The sequence below is a fragment of the Pseudoxanthomonas sp. LjRoot127 genome (genome assembly GCF_964253495.1).
Taxonomy (GTDB): domain Bacteria; phylum Pseudomonadota; class Gammaproteobacteria; order Xanthomonadales; family Xanthomonadaceae; genus Pseudoxanthomonas_A.
In genome coordinates, this window is the sequence record NZ_CAXUQR020000001.1 from 2407647 (window position 1) to 2429407 (window position 21761).

A 21761-nucleotide genomic window follows, 5' to 3' on the forward strand; every position below is an offset into this window, starting at 1 on the left:
AGACCGGAATGACAAGGAAGAAAAAGCGTTCATCCCATCGCGACCGGCCCGCGGTGCCGGCGCCGCGTCCGGCCGCACCGCCGGACCGGGTGATGCTGGCCCTGGCGGCGCTGGGCCTGCTGATCACCGGCTACCTGGCCTGGACGGCGGGGAGCGGGTCACCATCCGCGTTCTGCGGCGCCGACGGAGGGTGCGATGCGATCCGGCGCAGCGGATGGTCCACGCTGCTGGGCGTGCCGATGGCGCTGTGGGGCTTCGGCCTGTATGCGCTGGTCGCGCTCGTGTCGCTGGCGCGTAAGGCGTCGCCGCTGCTGCGCTGGCAACGCCAGTGGCGGCTGGTGCTGCTGGGACTGGCGGTCAGCGTGTACCTCACCGCGATAGGGGCGTTCGTGCTCGATGCGTACTGCATCGGTTGCCTGGCCTCGCTGGCGGTGCTGGCGGCGATGTTCGCGTGGCTGCAGCTGCGCCGTCCCGCCTCGGCGCCGGGCCAGCCGTGGACGCGCTGGTGGGGAGTGCAGGCGGTGCCCGTCTTGTTGGTGCTCGCGGTCCTGCACGTGCACCAGAGCGGACTGCTGCACCAGCGACCCGAGAGCCGTCGCGCAGAAGCGCTCGCGCAGCACCTGACCGCCTACGGCGCGAAGTTCTATGGCGCATCCTGGTGCGTGGAATGCAGTCGGCAGAAACGCCATTTCGGCCATGCGGCGGAGCGCCTGCCCTATGTGGAATGCTCGCCGGGGGGACGCAATGCGCCGATGGTCTCGGCGTGCGCATCGGCGGGCGTCACCGTGTTCCCGACCTGGGTCATCGACGGCATCGAACACAACGGCGTGATGGAGCCGCGCCAGCTGGCGGTGCTGACGCGCTTCGACTGGGACAAGGCCCGCCCCGCCGACTGACGTGGCCGCAACGCCCGGCAAAGAAAAAGGGCCGTGAGGCCCTTTTTTCTTCCGCAACCGGTGGACGGTCAGTCGTCCTTGCGCTGGTCCACGGTATTGCTGGACTTCTCGCCGGCGAACGGATTCAGGCGACGCACCATCCACGGGTAGTCCGGGAACTTGCCGGCCAGCCAGGGGTGCTGCGGGTCGTTGAGTTCCAGCACGCGCCTGGCGTCATCGGCCAGGGTCTTGTTGCCCAGATGGGTGTACGCCTCGGCCAGCACGGCGATGGCATCGTACTGGTAGGCGCTCTGCGGGTAGGTTTCCAGCAGGTACTTGGCGCGGCTGGCGGCCGACACCCAGGCATCGCGTCGCAGGTAGTAGATGGCCGTGTCCAGTTCATGCAGGGCGAACTGGTCGCGCAACGCGGTCATGCGCTGGCGTGCATCGGCGGCATACCGGCTGTTGGGGTAGTTCTCGGCCACGCGGGCGAAGTCGTTGTAGCCCTGCATGGGCGTGGCCAGGTCGCGGCGGCTGGCATCCAGGCGCCATACCTTCTGCAGGAAGACCGTGTCGCGGTTGGAGTTGGCCAGTCCGCGCAGGTAGTACATGTACGGGATGTTGCGGTGGGTCGGGTAGGTGCGGATGAAGCGGTCGATGGTGGTGACCGCGTCGTCCAGCTTGCCGGCCTTGTACTCGGCGTAGGCCGATTCCATCAGCGCCTGTTCGGTGTAGGGACCATACGGGTACTGGGCGATCAGGCGGCGGAAGCTCAGCAGGCCGCGGTCCCAGTTGTTGTTGGCCATGGCCTGGTGCGCTTCCTGGTACATCACCTCGACCGGCTGGTTCTCCGCCGCGTCCTTCTTCTTGAAGATCTTGCCGCAGCCGGTACCGGCGAAGCCGACGACCAGGGCCAGCAGCACGAGACGGGTGGTCGCGGAGGGGCGGGAGAAGCGGGGGAAGGCACGCTGGGTCATGGGCTGGCGGCAGGCCGCGGCAGGGAAACAGGCCGTCGATGATAGCCTAGGCGCCGCCTTCGCCATGAACAATCGGCCAATACGGACCGGCGCATGGCCTCTCTGGACGTCTTCCCGCATGACCGAACCCGATTCCCCCGATACCCCGCGCACGGCCATCGTGCCCGCCAGCGCCGCCGGCCGCCGCTTCGACGCCGCCCTTGCGGAGCTGTTCCCCGAGTTCTCCCGCTCGCGCCTGACCGAGTGGATCAAGTCCGGCAATGCCCTGCTGGATGGACAGGTGGTGCGGCCGCGCGATCCGGTGCGCGGCGGCGAAACCGCCAGCCTGGACGTGGTGCTGGATACCCAGACCCACGCCGAGCCGGAAGACATCCCGCTGGACATCCTGTACGAGGACGAACACGTCTTCGTGCTGGACAAGCCCGCCGGCCTGGTGGTGCACCCCGGCGCCGGCAATCCGACCGGCACGCTGGTCAATGCGCTGCTGTTCCGCGATCCGTCGCTGTCGGCGCTGCCGCGGGCGGGCATCGTGCACCGGCTGGACAAGGACACCTCCGGCGTCATGGTGGTGGCGCGCACCCTGCCGGCCCACACCTCGCTGGTGGCGCAGCTGGCCTCGCGCGACGTGCACCGGCAGTACCTCGCCGTGGTGGTCGGCGCGATGGTGTCCGGCGGTACCGCCAACGCGCCGATCGATCGCCACCCGCGCGACCGCCTGAAGATGGCAGTACGCGAGGACGGCCGCGACGCGGTCACCCACTACCGCCTGCGCGAACGCTTCCGCGCGCACACGGCGCTGGAATGCCGACTGGAAACCGGCCGCACGCACCAGATCCGCGTGCACATGGCGCACATCAAGTACCCCATCGTCGGCGACCCGCTGTACGGCGGTCCGCTGCGTTTGCCGAAGGGCGCCAGCGACGACCTGATCGCGGTGCTGCGCAGCTTCCGCCGACAGGCACTGCATGCGGAAACGCTGGAATTCGCACATCCGGTCAGTGGCGAGCCCGTGCGGGTCACCGCGCCGGTGCCGGCCGACATGGTCGCCCTGCTGGCTGCGCTGCGCGCGGACACCCAGGCACAACGCAAGTGAATCGCGCGCCCGCCGTCGCGGCCGACTGGCCCGCACCGGCGGGGGTGCACGCCTTCACCACGCTGCGCCATGGCGCGGGCGTGTCGCGGGCGCCGTTCGACCACTTCAACCTGGGCAACAAGTACGCGGCCGATGGCGATGACCCGGCCGTGGTGGCCCGCAACCGCGCGCAACTGGCCGAGCTGGCCGGACTGCCTTCCGCGCCGCACTGGTTGAAGCAGGTGCACGGCACGGATGTCGTGCGCGTGGACGTGCCTGCCGACCCCGCCACACCGGAGCCCGTCGCCGATGCGCTGGTGACCTCGGAGCCCGGCGTGGTGCTCGCCATCCTGACGGCCGATTGCCTGCCTGTGGTATTCGCGGCGAAAGACGGCCGCGAGATCGCCGCCGCGCATGCGGGCTGGCCGGGTCTGTCCAAGGGTATGCTCGAAGCGACCCTCGCCGCGATGCGCACCCCGGCCACGGAGGTGATCGCATGGATCGGCCCGGCGGCCGGGCCGCAGCGCTATGAAGTTGGCGAGAACGTGTTCGACGCCTTCGTCTCGCAGGATGCGGGCGCGGCCGCGGCCTTCGCTCCGACGCGTCCGGGCCATTGGCTGGCCGACCTGCCCGCGCTCGCGCGCCGCCGCCTCGTTGCGCGCCGCATGCGGGCGGAGGACATCCACGGCGGCGATCTCTGCACGATCAGCGAACCCGACCGCTTCTTCTCCCACCGCCGCGACGGCCGCAGCGGACGCATCGCCACGCTGGCGTGGATGCAACCGTAAGCCCGTTGTTCGCAGCATTGCTGGGGCCGGCGTTCACCACGCTGCCGGAACCGGTGCGCGCGCTGCATGTCGCGCAGGGACTGAAGCGGTACGTCGGCGAGGTGCAGGTCGAACGCGGCTCGGGCCTGCTGTCGCGACTGGTCGCCGCGGCCACGCACCTGCCACCCGCGGGCACGGGCCCACTGTGCGTCGAGATCGACGCATCGGCGGACCACGAACGCTGGATTCGCTACATCGGCGGCCGCGCCATGCCCTCTCGGTTGTGGCGCGAGGGCGACGTGCTGTGCGAAAGACTGGGCGTAGCGACGTTCGGGTTCCACCTGGAGGTCGTGAACGGGGCGATAGTCTGGCGCGTCGTCCGGGTCGGCGTGTTCGGCGTGCGGCTACCGCCCCGCTGGTTCACCGGCGTCGGCGCGCGCGAGTCCACGGACGGCGAGCGTTACGCGTTCGATGTGTGGGCCTCGTTGCCGCTCGTCGGACTGCTGGTGCACTACACGGGCTGGCTGGATGTACGCAACGAGTGAATGGCTGTCCTTCTCCCCGCGTGCGGGGAGAAGGTGCCCGGAGGGCGGATGAGGGGCGCTTCTCGTTGTCGACACGGGAGCGGGCGTCAGTGCATCGCGCGTTGCGCCTGTGCGGTGGCGCGATGGGTGGCAGGCTCCGTTCGCCCCTCACCCGCCGTTGGCATCCTCTCCCCGCGCGCGGGGAGAGGGGGAATCATCCTGTTTGATGGAGAGGTTGCGTGACGACACGGGATTCATCCAGCCCGCAAGGTCCGGTCATCGTCTTCGACGGCATCTGCGTGCTGTGCAACGGCTGGGTACGCTTTTTGTTGAAGCATGACGGCGAAGGCCGCTACCGCTTCGCCGCCATGCAGTCAGAGCGCGGACGCGCGCTGCTGGCGACGCACGGCCTGGACCCCGACGATCCGGCTTCGTTCCTCCTGGTCGATGGCGATAGCGCGTGGACCGACAGCGACGCCATCCAGCGCGTGCTGACCGGGCTGGGCGGAGCATGGCGCCTGGCGGGGTTCATCGCATGGGTGCCGCGTTCCGTGCGCGATCCGCTGTACCGCTGGATCGCGCGGAACAGATATCGCTTGTTTGGCACCACTGCATGCCACGTGCCGACGGAAAAGGAGCGCGCGCGCTTCCTGTAGCGTGCGCCGCGCGCACGACGGGCGGTGGAGGGATCCTGCGGTCGTGCGCACGGCGCACGCTACGCATTCATCCAGGCGGGTGTCGGGACCCGGCGACGTTCGCGCCTGGCTTCGGAATGACACGGTGTCGTGTACCAACAGAACAGGAGCGGGCGCGGTTCCGTAGCGTGCGCCATGCGCACGGCGGGCGGTTGACGGATCCTGCGGTCGTGCGCACGGCGCACGCTACGCCGTCATCCCGGCTTGCGACGGGATGACGGCGGGGTCCATCAGAAGGTGTAGCGCACCCGGGTGTAGTAGTACGCGCCGTTGCTGCCGATGGGCGACAGCACGTCGTAGGGCAGGTTGCCGAAGTAGTAGATGTCTTCGTTCGACAGGTCCGGGTACTCGTCGGTCAGGTTGAGGCCACCCAGCGCCACGCTCCACTTCGAGGAGACCTTGTATTCGACTTCCGCATCCAGCTGCCACTCGGCGCCGTAGGTCTGTTCCGGCTCGAAGCCGCCGCCGAAGTTGAACACGCGCTTGGCGCTGCCATGGCGGCTCACGCGGCCCAGCAGGTTCCAGCGCTCGCTGTCCCAGTTCGCGGTGAGCTGCGCGCGCGTTCGCGGCGCGGCATCGGTCAGTGTGTTGCTCTCCTCCACGCCGAACAGGACGTAGCTCGGGTCGATGGCGAGCAGTTCCGCCGGCGTGGACGCGATGTTCTTCAGCTCGGTCTTGGCGTAGCTGTAAGCGCCGGTCAGCAGCAGGTTGCCGTCGCCCAGCGCCTGCCGCCAGTTGGCCACCACTTCGGCGCCTTCGGTGCGGGTGTCGGCGGCGTTGATGAAGAAGTTGGCGCTCTGCACGCCAGGCACGCCGAAGTTGTCCAGCACGAAGTCCGTCAGCGCGTCGCCGCTGATGCGTTCGGTAAGCGCAACGCGATCGTCGATGTCGATGCGGAACACATCCAGCGACACGTCGAAGTGCTCGCCGATCCGGCTGGTGAAGCCCAGGCTGAGGTTCAGCGACTTCTCCGGATCCAGGTCCTGCGCGCCCAGCGCACGGGCGATGGGGTTGTTGACCGACAGCAGGCGGCCCTGGGTGAGCTGGCCCGAGGCGTCATAGCCGGTGGACGTGGATTCGAAGCCGATCTGGCTCAGCGACGGCGCGCGGAAGTTGTTCGACACCGAGCCGCGCAGGGCGAACGCGGGCGCGAATTCGTAGCGGGCGGCCAGCTTGCCGGTCAGCTCGACACCGAAGTCGTCGTAGTGCTCGTAGCGCGCGGCGATGTCGGTGGTGAATTTCTCGCCCCACTGGCTGCTGAGGCTGGCGTAGACGCTGGACACGTCGCGGTCGAGGTCGGCGGTGTCCTGCGGCGTCAGTCCGCCACCGGCCTGCGAACCGGTCGGGCGATCGGTGTAGGGGCCGGCCGCGTACGAAGCCGGATCGCCGGCACCGGTCTCGAAGGTTTCGTGGCGGAACTCCACGCCGGTGGCGAACGTATGCGCGCCGAACACGCGGCTGATGTCCAGGTTCAACAGGGTCTGGCCGGCGTCGTAATCGCCGGTCTTGAAGCGGGTCGGACTGGTCGGGCCGAGCGAGGCGTTGAGTGAATTGCGCAGGCGGTAGGTGAATGCGTTGCGGCCGTGGTTGAGGCTGGTGTCGTAGTCCCAGTCGCCCCACTGCCCACGCACGCCGGCCACGCCGGCCAGGTCCAGGTTGTCGCCTTCCGAGATCGGGCGGTAACCGTTCGGATACACCTCCTTCCAGTTCGCCACGCCATCGGGGTAGCGGAAATAGTTGGCGCCTTCGGTATCGCTCTGGTGGTAGGTGCCGAAGGCGTACAGCTCAGCCGATTCGCCCAGCGGTATGGCCGCGTTGAGCCACGCGTTGATGTCGCGCGAGCTGCCGTCGCCCAGCACGTAGTTGCGCTGGCCGGCCAGGGCCAGGTTGTCGGGCGTCTGTTCCTCGAAGAACGGGATCTGGTCGAAGCCGGCGCGATTGGTGCCCTCGCGCTGCTTGTACTCCAGGCCGACCCGGAAGAAGCCGCCGTCGCCGATGCGGTCGCCGACCTGCGCGCTGAAGAAGCCGCTCTGGCCGTCGGTGACGGTCTGGTCGATCGGCTCCACCTTCGTGTGGTGCGCGCCGTAGCTGGCTTCGAAGGCGCCGCCTTCCGGCGCGTCGTTGAGGATCACGTTGATGACGCCGGCCACGGCATCGGAGCCGTACTGGGCGCCCGCGCCGTCGCGCAGCACTTCGATGCGCTTGATCGCGCTGACCGGGATGGCGTTGAAGTCCACCGGCGTGTTGCCCTTGCCGATCTTGCTGTCGGTATTGACCAGCGCGCTGGTGTGGCGGCGCTTGCCGTTCACCAGCACCAGTACCTGGTTGGGGCTCAGGCCGCGCAGCTGTGCGGCGCGGATGTGGTCGGCGCCGCCGGAGTTGGACTGGCGCGGGAAGTTCAGCGACGGCAGCAGCGCCTGCAGCGCGCTGCCGAGTTCGCCGTTGAGCACGCCGGCCTTGCGGATGTCCTCGGCGGTCAGCACGTCGATGGGCGAGGTGGATTCCAGCGCGGTGCGGTCGGTGGCGCGGGTGCCGGTGACGATCACGGCGTCCAGGTCGGTGGCGCCGGAAGTCTGTGCAGCGGCGGGGAGGGCAAGCGCCAGGGCGATGGCGGCGCCCAGCGGGGCAAGGATCGGATGCGGCATGGAAAGTCTCGTGGGGCGAGGGGAGAAACCGGATAAAGTCTATCGCTTTATTGCGATGAAGCGATATATTAAGTCGCGATGCGGCGGCTGCGTCATCTCTGCTCCCCATCTGCTTATGCCGCCGCGTCATATGGCCGTCGCGTCGGCATGTTCCATCCTGTCCTCCTCCCACGAGGTTTGCCCCATGTCGCATCGCGCTGTCTGGTTGTCGGTCCTGCTTGTGCTCGCCGGGTGCGTGTCCACGCCACCGCCGTCCTCTCCCGCCACCCCCACCGCCTCGTTGCAGGGCGACGTGTTGCGGCCCGCGACCGCCAGTGGCTGGGTACGCAGCGAGCTGTATTTCGGGGTGGGCGAAGAGACGGGGCCGGCCGACCGTCCGCAGGCCGAGCCGATCACCGAGGCGACGTGGCGCGCGTTCCTGGACGAGGAAGTGACCTCGCGCTTTCCCGATGGCCTGACCGTGTTCGATGCCTACGGCCAGTGGCTGTTCCGCGGCGCGAAGGAACCCAACCGCCTGAAGACGAAGGTGCTGGTGGTCCTGCACGAGGACACCCCACAGCGCCGCGCCGACATCGAGGCGATCCGCCTGGCATGGAAGCAGGCGACCGGCCACCAGTCGGTGCTGTGGTCGCGCCACGCGGTGGACGTATCGTTCTGAACCCGGTGCGCCCGCCGATCGCGCGGGCGCTTATGCTGGCGACCTCCCGCCCACCCCACTGATTACCGATTCCATGACCGCATCGGCTTCCCCCGTGCGCCGCTGGTTCGTACCCGGCGACCTCAACGGCTTCTTCGGCCTGGTGGTGGACAACCTGTCCATCCTCGGTTTCATCGCCGCCGCGCTGATCGGCATCTTCCAGTTCCCGGCCGAGGTGGTGTTCACCCGCATGTTCCCGGGCACCGCGCTGGGCGTGCTGGTCGGCAACCTGATCTACACGTGGATGGCGCATCGCCTGGCCGCGAAGACCGGCCGGGACGACGTCACCGCGATGCCGCTGGGCCTGGATGCGCCGACCAGCATCGGCATGGCGCTGCTGGTGCTGGGCCCGGCCTTCGTCGGCTTCAAGCAGGCCGGCATGGACGAGCAGGCGGCGGCCACCGCCACCTGGCAACTCGGCATGGCCGCGCTGGTGGTGATGGGCGTATTGAAGCTGGTGCTCTCGTTCTTTGGCGATGCGGTCACGCGCGCGGTGCCGCGTGCGGGCCTGCTGGGGTCGATCGGTGGCGCGGCGCTGACGTTGCTCGGCTTCCTGCCGCTGATCGAAACGCTGCGCCAGCCCATCGTCGGTTTCGTCACCTTCGGGCTGCTGCTGTACGTGCTGGTGGCGAAGGGCAAGCTGCCGGTGAAGCTGCCCGGCGTGCTGCTGGCCTTCATCGTCGGCACCGCGCTGTACTACGGCCTCGGTTTCGCCGGCCTGGGCGCGCCCGGCTTCAAGGTGCCGGATGCGGTGCCGCTCGCGCTGACACTGCCGCTGCCCACGCTGGGCTGGCTCGATGGGTTGGCCTACACCGTGCCGTATCTCCCGCTGCTGCTGCCGTTCGGCCTGCTGATGGTCGTCGGTGGCATCAACGTCAGCGAAAGCGCGCGCGCCGCGGGCGACGACTACCGTACGCGCGACGTGCTGCTGGCCGAAGCGGTGTCCACGCTGGTCGCCGGTGTCTGCGGCGGCGTCGCGCAGACCACGCCATACATCGGCCAGCCCGCGTACAAGCACATGGGCGCGCGCAAGGGCTACACGCTGCTGACGGGCATCTTCATCGGCCTCGGCGGCGTGCTCGGCTACGTGTCGGGCCTGGTGCAGTGGCTGCCGGTGGCGGTGCTGGCGCCGATCATCGTCTACGTGGGCCTGGACATCACCGTGCAGGCATTCACCGAAACCCCGCGCAAGCACGCCATCGCGGTAGCGCTGGGCTTCCTGCCGTCGGTGGCGTACCTGCTGACGATCAAGTTCGGCAATCCGGCGTGGATCGCGCCCGACCACTTCGCCGGCCTGTACGAAGGCGTCGACGGGCACGGGCTGCCGGACCTGGCCACCATCGTCACCCTGGGCAACGGCTTCATCATCACCGCGATGATCTGGACCACCGCGCTGGTGGCGATGATCGACGGCCGCAACGGCCGTGCGGTCGTCGCGTTGCTGGTCGGCGCAGTGCTGACATTGTTCGGCATCATCCATTCGGTCGATCCGCGCGGCGGCATCTACCTGCCGTGGGACGTCGACGGCCTGCGCGCGACGATCCTGTGGCAGTTCACCGGGGCGTATGCGGCGCTGGCGGTGCTGCTGGGTCTCCTGTCCCTGCAGAAGAAGCCGTAAGGCGGGCCCTGGCCCGCCGTTTCCGGTGCATGCGCGGACGGTGGGCCAAGGCCCGCCCTACGTGAATCCGGGTCTCAGCAGGTCTTGAAACACCGCCGCTTAACCGCATCTGGGTAGCATCGGCTGGCGTTCGCCGGCCCCTGACTCTCTGAGGTTCTCCCCATGCGGATGGACAAACTGACCTCGCGTTTCCAGCAGGCGCTGGCGGATGCGCAGTCGCTGGCCGTAGGCCGCGACCACACCATGATCGAACCGGTGCACGTGCTCACCGCCCTGCTCGAACAGCAGGGCGGCAGCACGCGGCCGTTGCTGGCGCAGGCCGGCGTCAACGTGCCCGTGCTGCGCGAGCGGCTGGGCGAGGCGCTGGACAAACTACCGAAGGTCACCGGCCAGGCTGGCCAGTTGTCGATCGGCAACGATTTGTCGCGCCTGCTCAACGTGACCGACAAGCTGGCGCAGGACGCCGGCGATACCTATATCGCCAGCGAGTGGTTCCTGCTGGCCGCGCTGGACGACAGCGGGGCTGCAGGGCAGGAACTGAAAGCCAGCGGGGCCGACAAGCAGAAGCTGCGCACCGCGATCGAGAGGCTGCGGGGAGGAGAGAAGGTGCAATCCGAGAATGCCGAGGACCAGCGCCAGGCGCTGGAGAAGTACACCATCGATCTGACCGAGCGCGCGGAGATCGGCAAGCTGGATCCGGTGATCGGCCGCGACGAGGAAATCCGCCGCACCATCCAGGTCCTGCAGCGCCGCACCAAGAACAACCCGGTGCTGATCGGCGAGCCCGGCGTGGGCAAGACCGCCATCGTCGAAGGCCTGGCCCAGCGCATCGTCAACGGTGAAGTGCCCGAGGGCCTGCGCGGCAAGCGCGTGCTGTCGCTCGACATGGGCGCGCTGATCGCCGGTGCCAAGTTCCGCGGCGAGTTCGAGGAACGCCTGAAGGGCGTGCTCAACGACCTGGCCAAGAACGAAGGCCAGATCATCCTCTTCATCGACGAGCTGCACACGATGGTCGGCGCAGGCAAGGCCGAGGGTTCGATGGATGCCGGCAACATGCTGAAGCCCGCGCTGGCGCGTGGCGAACTGCACTGCATCGGCGCGACCACGCTGGACGAGTACCGCAAGTACGTCGAGAAGGACGCCGCGCTGGAGCGCCGCTTCCAGAAGGTGTTCGTCGGCGAGCCCAGCGTCGAGGACACCATCGCCATCCTGCGCGGCCTGAAGGAAAAGTACGCGGTGCACCACGGTGTCGAGATCACCGACCCCGCCATCGTCGCCGCCGCGCAGTTGAGCCACCGCTACATCGCCGACCGCCAGCTGCCGGACAAGGCCATCGACCTGATGGACGAAGCCGCCAGCCGCATCCGCATGGAGATCGACTCCAAGCCGGAGGAAATGGACCGGATGGAGCGGCGGCTGATCCAGCTCAAGATCCAGCGCGAGGCGCTGAAGAAGGAAAAGGACGCGCAGTCGAAGCAGCGCCTGGCCGATCTGGAAACCGAGATCGAATCGCTGCAGCGCGAGTTCAACGACCTGGAAGAGATCTGGAAGGCCGAGAAGGCGACGCTTACCGGTGCGACGAAGATCAAGGAGCAGATCGAGCGCGCGAAGCTGGAGCTCGAGGCCGCGCAGCGCAAGCAGGACTACGCGCGCATGAGCGAACTGCAGTACGGCCAGCTGCCGGAGCTTGAAAAGCAGTTGTCGGCCGCGCAGGAGGCCGAGCAGAAGGGCTTCCGCCTGCTGCAGGACAAGGTCACCGACGAGGAGATCGCCGAGGTCGTCAGCCGCTGGACCGGCATCCCGGTCAGCAAGATGCTGGAAGGCGAGCGTGAGAAGCTGCTGCAGATGGAGCAGTCGCTGCGCGGCCGCGTGATCGGCCAGGAAGAGGCGATCAAGGTCGTCTCCGACGCGGTGCGCCGTTCGCGCGCGGGCATTTCCGATCCCGACCGTCCGAGCGGCTCGTTCCTTTTCCTGGGCCCGACCGGCGTGGGCAAGACCGAGCTGTGCAAGGCGCTGGCCGAGTTCCTGTTCGACAGCAGCGACGCGATGGTCCGCATCGACATGAGCGAGTTCATGGAGAAGCATGCGGTGAGCCGCCTGGTCGGCGCACCCCCGGGCTACGTGGGCTACGAGGAAGGTGGCTACCTGACGGAGGCCGTGCGTCGTCGTCCCTACAGCGTGATCCTGCTGGACGAGGTCGAGAAGGCGCACCCGGACGTGTTCAACATCCTGCTGCAGGTGCTGGACGACGGTCGCCTGACCGACGGACAGGGCCGCACGGTGGACTTCCGCAACACGGTCATCGTGATGACGTCCAACCTGGGGTCCAGCCTGATCCAGGACATGTCCGAGGGCGATGGGTCGGCTGATACGCCGGAGCGCTACACGCAGATGAAGGCGGCGGTGATGGGCGTGGTGCAGGCGCACTTCCGTCCGGAGTTCATCAACCGGCTGGACGACATCGTCGTGTTCCATCCGCTGGACAAGACGCAGATCCGCGAGATCGCGCGCATCCAGACGCGTTACCTCGCCAAGCGGCTGGCCGAACGCCAGATCGCGCTGGAACTGGACGACTCGGCGCTGATGCTGCTGGGCAACGTCGGTTTCGACCCGGTATACGGCGCGCGGCCGCTGAAGCGCGCGATCCAGGCACAGCTGGAGAACCCGCTGGCGCACAAGATCCTGTCGGGTGCGTTCGCCGCCGGCGATACGGTGCGCGTCCGCGCGGAAGGCGGCCAACTGGTGTTCGAGACCGTCGCGCGCTGACGGACGGTAGGCCAGCGCCTGTCCTGCTTTCGTCCATCGGCGCGTGGTAGTACGTTATGGGGCGGCCTGCGATGGGGCAGGGCCGCCGCCGTGCGCGCGAGGACGCGGAGCTGGCAAGGGGCAAGGGCGGACGGATGGCCGATCATGCAGGGCAGCCGGTGCGTGGCCTGGGCGGGAGCATGCAGGTGCTCCTGTTGGGCGGCATGTGCCTGCTGCTGCAGCAGATCCCGATCCGCTACCGCATCGACTTCTTCGGCGAACTCGCCGATGCCTCGCTGATCCACCTGCATACCGGCCTGCTGCTGGCCATCGCCATGCTGGTGCGCGATGCGCGCGTGGTGGCGGGCTGCTTCGTGCTGACGTTCGCGGGCTGGACGCTCCGCCAGCTCTACCTGTTCGATGACGGCCAGCCCTCGTGGACGTTGGCGTGGGGCGCAGCCTCGTACCTGTTCCAGTACGGCTGGACGCGGCTGTGCGCGCGCTGGATGGGATGGCCGCGCATGGCCGGCACGGGCGTGCAGCGCGGCGACCTGATGCGGTTCGCCGCGATCGGGCTGCTGGTGTACCCCATCGTCATCGCGCTGCTGGGTTTCAGCATCGCGCTGGTCAATACGCCGGCCGTGGCGGTGAGCGCCGCCTTCCAGATGTTCTTCGCCAAGCAGTTCGGCGTGGCGGTGGTGACGCTGCCGCTCGTCATCGGCTGGCAGGAACGTACGCTGCCCGCGGCGCGCTCGACGATCGGCCGGCATTGGATGTGGCCGGTGGTGCTGGGGCTGGGCCTGGCGATCAGCCTGTGGGCGGCGGTGCAGGTCCGGCAGTCCTTCGGTGGCGTATCGCTGCCGTCGGCGCCGGTGCTGATGGACTACCGCTTCGCGCTGCTGCTGGTGCTCGCCTGGTGCATGCTGCGCCTGCCGCCGCGCTGGGCGATGCTGTCCCTGTCGCTCACCCTGTTGTTGCTGGTCGGCATGGTGGCGGGCACGGCCGAGTACGCCAATACCCCGGTAGGCTTCTTCAACCTGCTGCACATCGCGGCGGAAATGAACATCCTGCTGCTCGCGATGCTCTACCTGTGGCTGACCAACCGCGACCGCTCCGCGCTGGCGGAGCAGCTGTCGGAAGAAACGCTGCGCGACCAGGTCACGGGCCTGCCCAACCTCAAGGCGTTGCGTGGGCGCATGGAAAGGCCACTGCCGCGCACGGAGCTGGGCTACCTGTTGCTCGACCAGACCGACACGCTGGTGGCCGGCTTCGGGCTGGACACCCAGGCGCAGGCGATGAACGCGACCGCGCGGCGGGTGGACGACCTGGTCGAGGCGTACTACGTCGGCACGGGCCAGTTCGCGCTGCTGCCGCGCCCGGGGCGCGACGCCGACCTGTGGGAACGCGTGATGGCCCGCGTCGAACATGCGGAGATCGATGTCGACGGCGAACCGATACGGCTGCTGCCGTACCTCGGCGTCGCGGCGTTCAACGGCGCGCACGCGAGCGTGATCGACCGCGCCGTGCTGGCCGCGTCGCACCTGGCGTTCGAGGCGCGCCAGCACGGGGAACTGCGGCCGCGCTACAGCGACATCGGCGACACCCAGTTGCGGCGCACGCACCGCCGACAACTGCACGACGCCACCGAAGCCCTGGCCAGCCTGCGCAGCGAGCGCGTGGTGCTGTACTTCCAGCCCATCCGCGATCTGGTGGAGGACATGCAGGGCGAGCCCCGGCCGCTGGCGGGCGAAGTGCTGTGCCGACTGATCGACGAGCGCGGCGACATCATGTCGCCGGCGCGCTTCATGGCACCGCTGGAGGCGGCGGGGCGGGGCGCCGAACTGGACCTGGCGGTCATGCGCGCGCTGTTCCGGCTGCTGCGCAAGACACCGGCCGCGCTGCCGCATTGCCGCGAGATCGCCATCAACCTGACCGGACAGAGCCTGGCGTCGATGAGCTTCCAGGTCGAGTTGCGCACCTTGCTGGCGGGTTCGCCGCTGCCGATGCACGCGCTGTGCTTCGAAGTCACCGAAACCGCGGCCATCTCCAACACCGCGGCGGCCAGCCACCTGCTGGCCGACCTGCGCGCGCTGGGCTGCCACATCGCCATCGACGATTTCGGTACCGGCATGCAGAGCTTCGCGCGCCTGCGGGAGCTGCCGGTGGACGTGATCAAGATCGATGGTTCGTTCGTGCGCAACGTGGCGCAGCTCGGGAAGGACTACGCCGTGGTGCAGGCCTCGGTGGCGGTGGCGAAAGCCTTCGGCGCGGTCACCGTGGCGGAGTTCGTCGAGGACGAGGACACGGAATACTGCCTCCGCCGCTTGGGCGTGCACCGCGTGCAGGGGTATCTCTACGGCGCGCCGCGGCCGCTCGCCGACGTGCTGGCGGAAACGGCCGCCGAGGCCGCCGCCTCGCGCGAGTGAGGCGGCGGCTCAGGCACTCGTGCGCTGCGGGCGGTAGGGCGGCGTGGACATCACCATTTCGGCCAGCGAGAACGCGAGTTCGCGTTCGGCCAGCACGGCGCCGTCGGCGCCGTGTTCCAGCAGGTGCTTCACTTCGCCGTCGCTGTGCGCGCGCGCCAGCAAGGTCAGCGAAGGGTTGATCGCGCGCAGCTTGGCCAGCGTCTCGCCGGCTTCCAACGGCTGGGGGATCGCCAGCACGGCGATCTTGGCGCGCTCCGGGTGCGCTTCCGCCAGCACGCGGTCGGCGGCCGCACTGCCGCGGATCGCGGGAATGCCCGCATCGTGTGCGCGGGCGACGTGGTCGCCGTTGTCGTCGATGACGATCAACGGCACGCCCCGGTCGCGCAGGACGCGTGCCAGCTCGCTGCCCACGCGGCCGTAGCCGATGATGATGGCGTGGTCGGTGACGTCCAGCGACGGACCGGGCGGCACCTCGGGTTCGATCGGCAAGGGTGCCAGCGCTTCCTGCTTCGTCTGCCAGCGGTCCAGCCACGAGAACAGGAACGGGTTGGCGATGATGGACAGCAGCGAGCCGGCCAGGATCAGGTCGCGTCCGTCCGGCGGCAGGATCTTCAATGCCACGCCCAGCGCGGCCAGGATGAAGGAGAACTCGCCGATCTGCGCCAGGCTGACCGAAATGGTCAGCGCCGTGCCGGTCGGATGCTTGAACGCCTTGACGATGTAGTACGCCGCGACCGACTTGCCCAGCACGATGATGCCGAACGTGGCCAGCACCTGCCACGGATGGGCCACCAGGATGGCCGGGTTGAACAGCATGCCGACCGAGACGAAGAACAGCACCGCGAACGCGTCGCGCAGCGGCAGCGAGTCGTTGGCGGCCTTGTGGCTGAGCTCCGATTCGTTGAGCAGCATGCCGGCGAAGAACGCGCCCAGCGCGAACGACACGCCGAACAGCGTGGCCGAGCCGAACGCCACGCCCAGCGCGATCGCCAGTACCGACAGGGTGAACAGCTCGCGCGAACCGGTGGCGGCGATCTTCTCCAGCGTCCACGGGATGACGCGCCGACCCACCACCAGCATGAAGGCGACGAAGGCGCCCAGCTTGATGAAGGTCCAGGCGATGGCCACCATGAACGTGCCGAAGCTGGCACCTTCGGCCTGGGCTTCCGGCCCGAATGCCTCCGCCAGCACCGGCAGCATCACCAGCGCCAGCACCATCACCAGATCCTCGACGATCAGCCAGCCCACCGCGATGCGGCCGCGCCTGGTCTCGAGCAGGCGACGTTCCTCCATCGCACGCAGCAGTACCACCGTGCTCGCCACCGACAACGCCAGCCCGAACACGAAGCCGTTGAGCGGTGTCCAGCCCATGCCCCACGCCAGCGCCCACCCCAAGCCGGTCGCGACCACGATCTGCGCGATGGCGCCGGGAATGGCGATCGCTTTTACTTCCAGCAGGTCTTCCAGCGAAAAGTGCAGGCCCACGCCGAACATAAGCAGCATCACGCCCAGTTCGGACAATTGGGTGGCGAGTTCCTGGTCCGCGACGAAGCCGGGCGTGAATGGACCGACGAAGATGCCTGCGATGAGGTAACCGACCAGCGGCGAGAAGCGCAGCTTGTGCGCAAGCGCGCCCAGCACGAAGGCCAGGGCGAGGCCTACCGCGATGATGTTGATCAGGTCGGTGTCATGGTGCATCGAATGGCGCGGTTCCTCGGCGTGATCGGTCGAGTGTCGCCGATGCGGACGCTTTGTCGCAAACCCGCGACGCATGCCAAGCCTGCGTCGCGCGGTTCAGTTGCCCCCATCATGGGAACGCCCCGCGCGGGGCGGGGCGTTCCGGTGAGGCACGAAGCGCGGGTTTACCAGGTGTAGCTGATCCGGCCGTATGCGTAGGCGCCGTTGAAGCCGAACGGACTCTGCGACGGATACGGCAACTGGCCGGTGGTCGAGGTGTTCAACGCCGGGGAGATGAAGATGTTCTCGTCCGGGTACTCGTCCAGCACATTGTCGCCGCCGACGGTGAACTCCCAACCGCCGGTCTTGTAACTGAAGGCTAGGTCAAACAGCCACTTCGCACCGAAGGTCTGGTCCAGCACCGGGTTGGCGTTGAGGATGGTGAACTCGCCGTAGCGGGTGGCCGTGGTGCTGACGCTGAAGCCGCCCTTGGTCCAGATGCCGTTGAGGAAGAACTTGTCGCGCGGCGCACCCACTTCGAACCGGCCCAGTTCCACGCGGCCGAAACGCAGGGCGGTGGGATCGATCGCCGTCAGCGCGGCCGGATTCGGCGCCACGCGGTCGATCTCGGTCTTGTTGTAGTTGTAGCCGGTGGTGAAGTCGAGCGTGCTGCTCGCCAACGCCCACTTGTAGGTGCCGACGATGTCGACGCCCTTGGTGGTCGTGTCCAGCGCGTTGGTGAAGTAACGGCCGCCGGCGACATCCGGGAAACCGTTCGCGTTGAGCCAGGTGCGCACCGCCGTGCTGGTCAGGTTCTCCGACAGCGTGATGCGGTCCTTGACCTTGATGTGGTACCCATCGATGGTCACGTACAGGTTCTCGACCGGCGTGAGCACCAGGCCCAGGCTGAGGTTGTCCGATTCCTCCGCTTTCAGCGGTTCCGCACCGAGCGAGATGCCGGCCGGGTTGGTTACCCGGAACGTGACTAGGTCGAAGGGCAGCCCGCCGATGAAGTTGGTCGACGTGGTCTGGTAGTACTGCTGTTGCAGCGACGGCGCGTGGAAGCCCGTCGATGCCGTCGCACGCAACGCCACCGCGTCGTTGAACGCGTAGCGGCCCGTCAGCTTGCCGGTGGTGGTGTCGCCGAAGTCGCTGTAGTCCTCATAGCGCACGGCGACGCCGGCGGACAGTTTCTCGGTCAGGTCGCCTTCCAGGCCGGCGTAGAACGAAATGTTGTTGCGGTCGAAGCTGCCGCTGTCGCTCGGCCGGAAGCCCGGGAACACCTGCGCACCGGACGGCGCGGGTGCGCCGCCGATCAACACCCCGCCGTTGATGTACGACCCGGGCTCGCCGGCACCGATGGTGAACTTCTCGCCTCGCCATTCCGCGCCGTAGGACAGGGTGACCGGATAGGCCAGGCCCCAGTCCAGTTGCTTGTTGAAATCGAAGTTCAGCACGTGCTGCTTGAGTTCCAGCGAGCCGGCGTAGAACGCGGTGGGAGAGGTGGGGCCCAGGCTCCGGTTCAACGTGTTCTGGATGTCGAACTCCAGTTCGTTGCTGCCATAGGTGTAGCTGATGTCGATGTTGGTGCCGCCGGCAGTGAAGGTCTTGATGCCGCTGGAAACGCTGACGTCGGTGGACGTGTTGAAGATCTGCGGCAGGAAGCCGTCCGGATAGATCGACGGGATGTTGCGCGAGTCGCCGGCCGGGCGGAAGAAGCCGTTGGAGAGCGTTTCGCGCTTGGTATGGAGGCCGTAGGAATAGAACGTCAGGTAGTCGGTGACGTCCACTTCGCCGTTGTACAGGAAGGAGGCGTTGTCGACCTCGGGATCGCCATAGCGCTGCACGACCTTGCCGCCCGGCGCGCTGGTTGCCGTCACCGTCCCCAGGAAGGGACGTGCCCGGTCGGTCTGGTCCTGATGCCCCGCTTGTGCGGCCAGGTGGACCTTGCCGCTCTCACCGAGCTTGAAGCCGGCATCGGCAAGCGCCTGGTACTGGCGGCCGTCGCCGGCGCTGTAGCCGCCGCCGGTCACGCTGACGCTGCCGCCGCTGTCGGCGCCCTTCAGCACGATGTTGATGACACCGGCGATGGCGTCGGAGCCGTACTGCGCGGAGGCGCCGTCCCGCAGCACTTCAACGCGTTCGATGGCGGAAATCGGGATCGAGTTGAGGTCCACCGGCGAGGAGCTGCGCCCCTGGCTGCCGTTGACGTTGACCAGCGCGCCCGGGTGGTAGCGCTTGCCGTTCACCAGCACCAGGGTGTGGTCGGGGGCCAGGCCGCGCAGCTGGGCCGGACGCATCGCGTCGGTACCATCGTTGATCGCGGCGCGGGGGAAGTTCAGCGAGGGCACGGCGCGCGAGAGCGCGGTGGCCAGTTCCACCGTGCCGGTGGACTCCAGCACCTCGGGCGTGATGATGTCGATCGGTGCAGTGGATTCGGCCACCGTGCGATCCGCCACGCGGGTGCCGGTGACGATCAGGGTGTCGAGCGTTTGCGCGTCGGACGATGCAGGGGCTTCCTGCGCGAGGGCGATGGGTGCGGCGAGCGCCAGGGCGACGGCGAAGGCGAGGGGCGAAAGCTTGCGGGTCATGGTGGCTCCAACGGGATGGAAGGACGGCGCAGCAGGGTCGATGGTGGCAGGAAAGTTGCCGCTGAAATCAGTTTTGTGCGTTGCACCAACCCCTTTGTTACCGCCCTATGACATGGATGTCAATGGATTCTTAACAACTGTGAGGCGGCCCGCTACCGATAAACTACGCGGCCGCTCTTCCCCAAATCCCCGTAGGTTGTTTCTTGATTTCCCTTCGTAATTTCGCGCTCCGCCGTGGTGAGCGCCTGCTGCTGTCCAACGTCGACCTCACCCTGCACGCGGGCTACCGCGTCGGCGTGGTGGGTCGCAACGGCGCGGGCAAGTCCAGCCTGTTCGCCGCCGTCCAAGGCGAACTCGAGGCCGACAAGGGCGACCTGGACCTGCCCGGCAAGGTGCGCATCGCCAGCGTGGCGCAGGAAACACCCTCGCTCCCCGACCCGGCGCTGACCTTCGTGCTCGGAGGCGACACCGAGGTCGCCGCCGTGCTGCAGGCCGAGGCCGATGCCACCGCGCGGGAAGATTGGGAAGCGGTGGCCAATGCGCACCAGAAGATGGCCGAGATCGGCGCCTACGACGCAGAGGCGCGCGCCGGCAAGCTGCTGCACGGCCTCGGTTTCCCGGCCGACACGCACCACCGCCCGGTGTCGTCGTTCTCCGGCGGATGGCGGGTGCGCCTGAACCTGGCGCGCGCGCTGATGATGCCCAGCGACCTGCTGCTGCTCGACGAACCCACCAACCACCTCGACATGGACGCCGTGCTCTGGCTGGAGCAGTGGCTGCTGAAGTATCCCGGCACGCTGCTGCTGATCTCTCACGACCGTGAGTTCCTCGACAACGTCGCGACCCACACGCTGCACCTGCATGGCGGCGGCGCCAAGCTGTACACCGGCGGCTACACCGACTTCGAGCGCCAGCGCGCCGAACAGCTGCGCCAGCAGCAGATCGCGCACGAGAAGGAACAGGCAGAACGCGCGCACCTGCAGAGCTTCATCGACCGCTTCAAGGCCAAGGCATCGAAGGCCGCGCAGGCGCAAAGCCGCATGAAGCGCCTGGCCAAGCTGGCCGGTACCGAGGCCGTGCGCGCGGAGCGCGAATTCCGCATCGAGTTCGCCGAGCCGGCCAAGCTGCCGTTCTCGCTGATCCGCCTCAACCATGTCGAAGCCGGTTACGGCGGCGACGCCGTCATCCTCCACGACGTCGGCTTCGGCCTCGAAGCGGGTCAGCGCATCGGCCTGCTGGGCCCGAATGGTGCCGGCAAGACCACCTTGGTAAAGACGCTCGTGGGCGAGTTGTCGACCATGGCAGGCGACCGCATGGCGCACCCGGACCTGCGCATCGGCTACTTCGCGCAGCACACGGTGGAGTCGCTGCATGAAGGCCAGTCGCCGATGGACCATTTCCGCGAACTGTCGCCGGAAGGCAGCAACCAATCGTTCCGCGACTTCCTGGGCAAGTGGAACTTCCCGGGCGACCGCGCATTCGAGCCGGTGGATGGCTTCTCCGGCGGCGAACGCGCCCGCTTGGCACTGGCGCTGATCGCCTGGCAGCAGCCGAACGTGCTGCTGCTCGACGAACCCACCAACCACCTCGATCTGGAGATGCGCGAAGCCTTGGCCGAAGCGCTCAGCGATTTCGATGGCGCGATCGTGATGGTCTCGCATGACCGCCACCTGATCGGCCTGGTGTGCGACACCTTCTGGCGCGTCGCCGATGGCGTGGTCGAGCCGTTCGACGGCGACCTCGACGAGTACGCCGCCTGGTTGCGCACGCGCGCCTCCGCGCAGGGCAGCAAACCACTGCGCAGCGAGCCCGCGCCCACGCCGAAAGCCGCGCCAGCGCCCGTGCGCAAGGTCAATCCGGTGAAGTTGGCCGCCGCCGAGGCCAAGGTCGCCGAACTCGAAGGCAAGCTGGCCGATGTCGATGCGCAACTCGCGGACCCGAAGAGCTACGCCGACGCCGAACTCGCCGCGCGACTGGGCCGGGATCGCGAAGCGCTACAGCAGCAACTGGCGAAGGCCGAAGAGGCCTGGTCGGCGCTGTACGACGAGGCTTGAATCGCGCCACCGCCATCCCCACACCCCGTACGTCCGTCCCACCCCCCGATCAGCTGCCATGCCCATCTACGCCTTCGAATGCACCCAGTGCGGCCACAGTTTCGACCGCCTGCAGAAACTGTCCGATCCGGATCCCGACACCTGCCCCGCCTGCAGTGCGCACGCGGTGAAGCGCCAGCTGACGGCGCCGTCGTTCCGGCTGGCGGGCAGCGGCTGGTACGAGACCGACTTCAAGAAGGACGGCGACAAGAAGCGCAACCTGGCAGACGGCGGCGAAGGCGCCAAGCCTTCCGGTGAGTCGAAGCCTGCCGAGCCGGCGCCGGCGAAGACCGAAAGTACGCCGGCGAAGACGGAATCGAAGCCTGCGACGCCGTCGTCGACATCCTCGTCCTGAGAGC

Annotated in this window: 15 protein-coding genes; 11 read left to right on the forward strand and 4 right to left on the reverse strand. The window is 68.0% G+C overall.

The annotated features are described in order from the left end of the window. The first annotated feature begins 8 nt into the window (after nt 1-8). Complete coding sequence (locus tag ACSQ19_RS11125) at nt 9-896, forward strand: vitamin K epoxide reductase family protein (RefSeq protein WP_435996986.1); 888 nt, start codon at nt 9-11, stop codon at nt 894-896. A gap of 68 nt (nt 897-964) precedes the next feature. Here the strand turns inward: ACSQ19_RS11125 and ACSQ19_RS11130 are convergent, their stop codons facing one another. After that, on the reverse strand, nt 965-1852 hold the full coding sequence (locus tag ACSQ19_RS11130) for an outer membrane protein assembly factor BamD (RefSeq protein WP_296279737.1): 888 nt from the start codon (nt 1850-1852) through the stop codon (nt 965-967). A gap of 118 nt (nt 1853-1970) precedes the next feature. On the opposite strand from ACSQ19_RS11130, the gene rluD reads away from it, so the two are divergent. The 4 genes from rluD to ACSQ19_RS11150 all read left to right on the forward strand — a co-directional run bounded on the left by rluD (nt 1971) and on the right by ACSQ19_RS11150 (nt 4871). After that, nucleotides 1971-2945, forward strand: a complete 975-nt coding sequence (gene rluD, locus ACSQ19_RS11135; protein WP_435996988.1) for a 23S rRNA pseudouridine(1911/1915/1917) synthase RluD — start codon at nt 1971-1973, stop codon at nt 2943-2945. Next, on the forward strand, nt 2942-3712 hold the full coding sequence (gene pgeF, locus ACSQ19_RS11140) for a peptidoglycan editing factor PgeF (RefSeq protein ID WP_435996990.1): 771 nt from the start codon (nt 2942-2944) through the stop codon (nt 3710-3712). The genes rluD and pgeF overlap by 4 nt, the downstream gene beginning before the upstream one ends. Next, nucleotides 3697-4236, forward strand: coding sequence for a DUF4166 domain-containing protein (locus tag ACSQ19_RS11145; protein ID WP_435996992.1), 540 nt, complete (start codon nt 3697-3699; stop codon nt 4234-4236). Before pgeF ends, ACSQ19_RS11145 begins: the two co-directional genes overlap by 16 nt. A gap of 218 nt (nt 4237-4454) precedes the next feature. Next, nucleotides 4455-4871: a thiol-disulfide oxidoreductase DCC family protein gene (locus ACSQ19_RS11150; RefSeq protein ID WP_435996994.1), complete on the forward strand. Its 417-nt coding sequence runs from the start codon at nt 4455-4457 to the stop codon at nt 4869-4871. Between the two features lie 269 nt (nt 4872-5140). Here the strand turns inward: ACSQ19_RS11150 and ACSQ19_RS11155 are convergent, their stop codons facing one another. Then, nucleotides 5141-7555 (reverse strand): TonB-dependent receptor plug domain-containing protein, encoded by a 2415-nt coding sequence (locus tag ACSQ19_RS11155; RefSeq protein ID WP_435996997.1) that lies wholly within the window; start codon nt 7553-7555, stop codon nt 5141-5143. A gap of 184 nt (nt 7556-7739) precedes the next feature. On the opposite strand from ACSQ19_RS11155, the gene ACSQ19_RS11160 reads away from it, so the two are divergent. From ACSQ19_RS11160 to ACSQ19_RS11175, 4 genes are all read left to right on the forward strand, one after another. After that, complete coding sequence (locus ACSQ19_RS11160; RefSeq protein ID WP_435996999.1) at nt 7740-8213, forward strand: DUF3574 domain-containing protein; 474 nt, start codon at nt 7740-7742, stop codon at nt 8211-8213. 73 nt (nt 8214-8286) lie between these two features. Beyond that, on the forward strand, nt 8287-9870 hold the full coding sequence (locus tag ACSQ19_RS11165; RefSeq protein WP_435997001.1) for a hypothetical protein: 1584 nt from the start codon (nt 8287-8289) through the stop codon (nt 9868-9870). Between the two features lie 162 nt (nt 9871-10032). Further along, nucleotides 10033-12636: an ATP-dependent chaperone ClpB gene (clpB, locus tag ACSQ19_RS11170; RefSeq protein WP_435997003.1), complete on the forward strand. Its 2604-nt coding sequence runs from the start codon at nt 10033-10035 to the stop codon at nt 12634-12636. A 134-nt stretch (nt 12637-12770) separates the two neighbouring features. Continuing rightward, a complete protein-coding gene (locus ACSQ19_RS11175) occupies nt 12771-15041 on the forward strand; it encodes an EAL domain-containing protein (protein WP_435997005.1) in 2271 nt (756 codons plus the stop codon). 9 nt (nt 15042-15050) lie between these two features. Here ACSQ19_RS11175 and ybaL read toward each other — a convergent pair whose 3' ends face one another. Continuing rightward, entirely contained in the window at nt 15051-16739 is a 1689-nt protein-coding gene (gene ybaL / locus ACSQ19_RS11180; protein ID WP_435997007.1) for a YbaL family putative K(+) efflux transporter, read from the reverse strand. Between the two features lie 164 nt (nt 16740-16903). Then, nucleotides 16904-19309, reverse strand: a complete 2406-nt coding sequence (locus ACSQ19_RS11185; RefSeq protein ID WP_435997009.1) for a TonB-dependent receptor plug domain-containing protein — start codon at nt 19307-19309, stop codon at nt 16904-16906. Between the two features lie 203 nt (nt 19310-19512). Here ACSQ19_RS11185 and ACSQ19_RS11190 point away from each other — a divergent pair, with 203 nt between their 5' ends. Then, complete coding sequence (locus ACSQ19_RS11190) at nt 19513-21363, forward strand: ABC-F family ATP-binding cassette domain-containing protein (protein WP_435997011.1); 1851 nt, start codon at nt 19513-19515, stop codon at nt 21361-21363. A gap of 58 nt (nt 21364-21421) precedes the next feature. Continuing rightward, a complete protein-coding gene (locus ACSQ19_RS11195) occupies nt 21422-21757 on the forward strand; it encodes an FmdB family zinc ribbon protein (RefSeq protein ID WP_435997013.1) in 336 nt (111 codons plus the stop codon). Nucleotides 21758-21761: the final 4 nt, after the last annotated feature.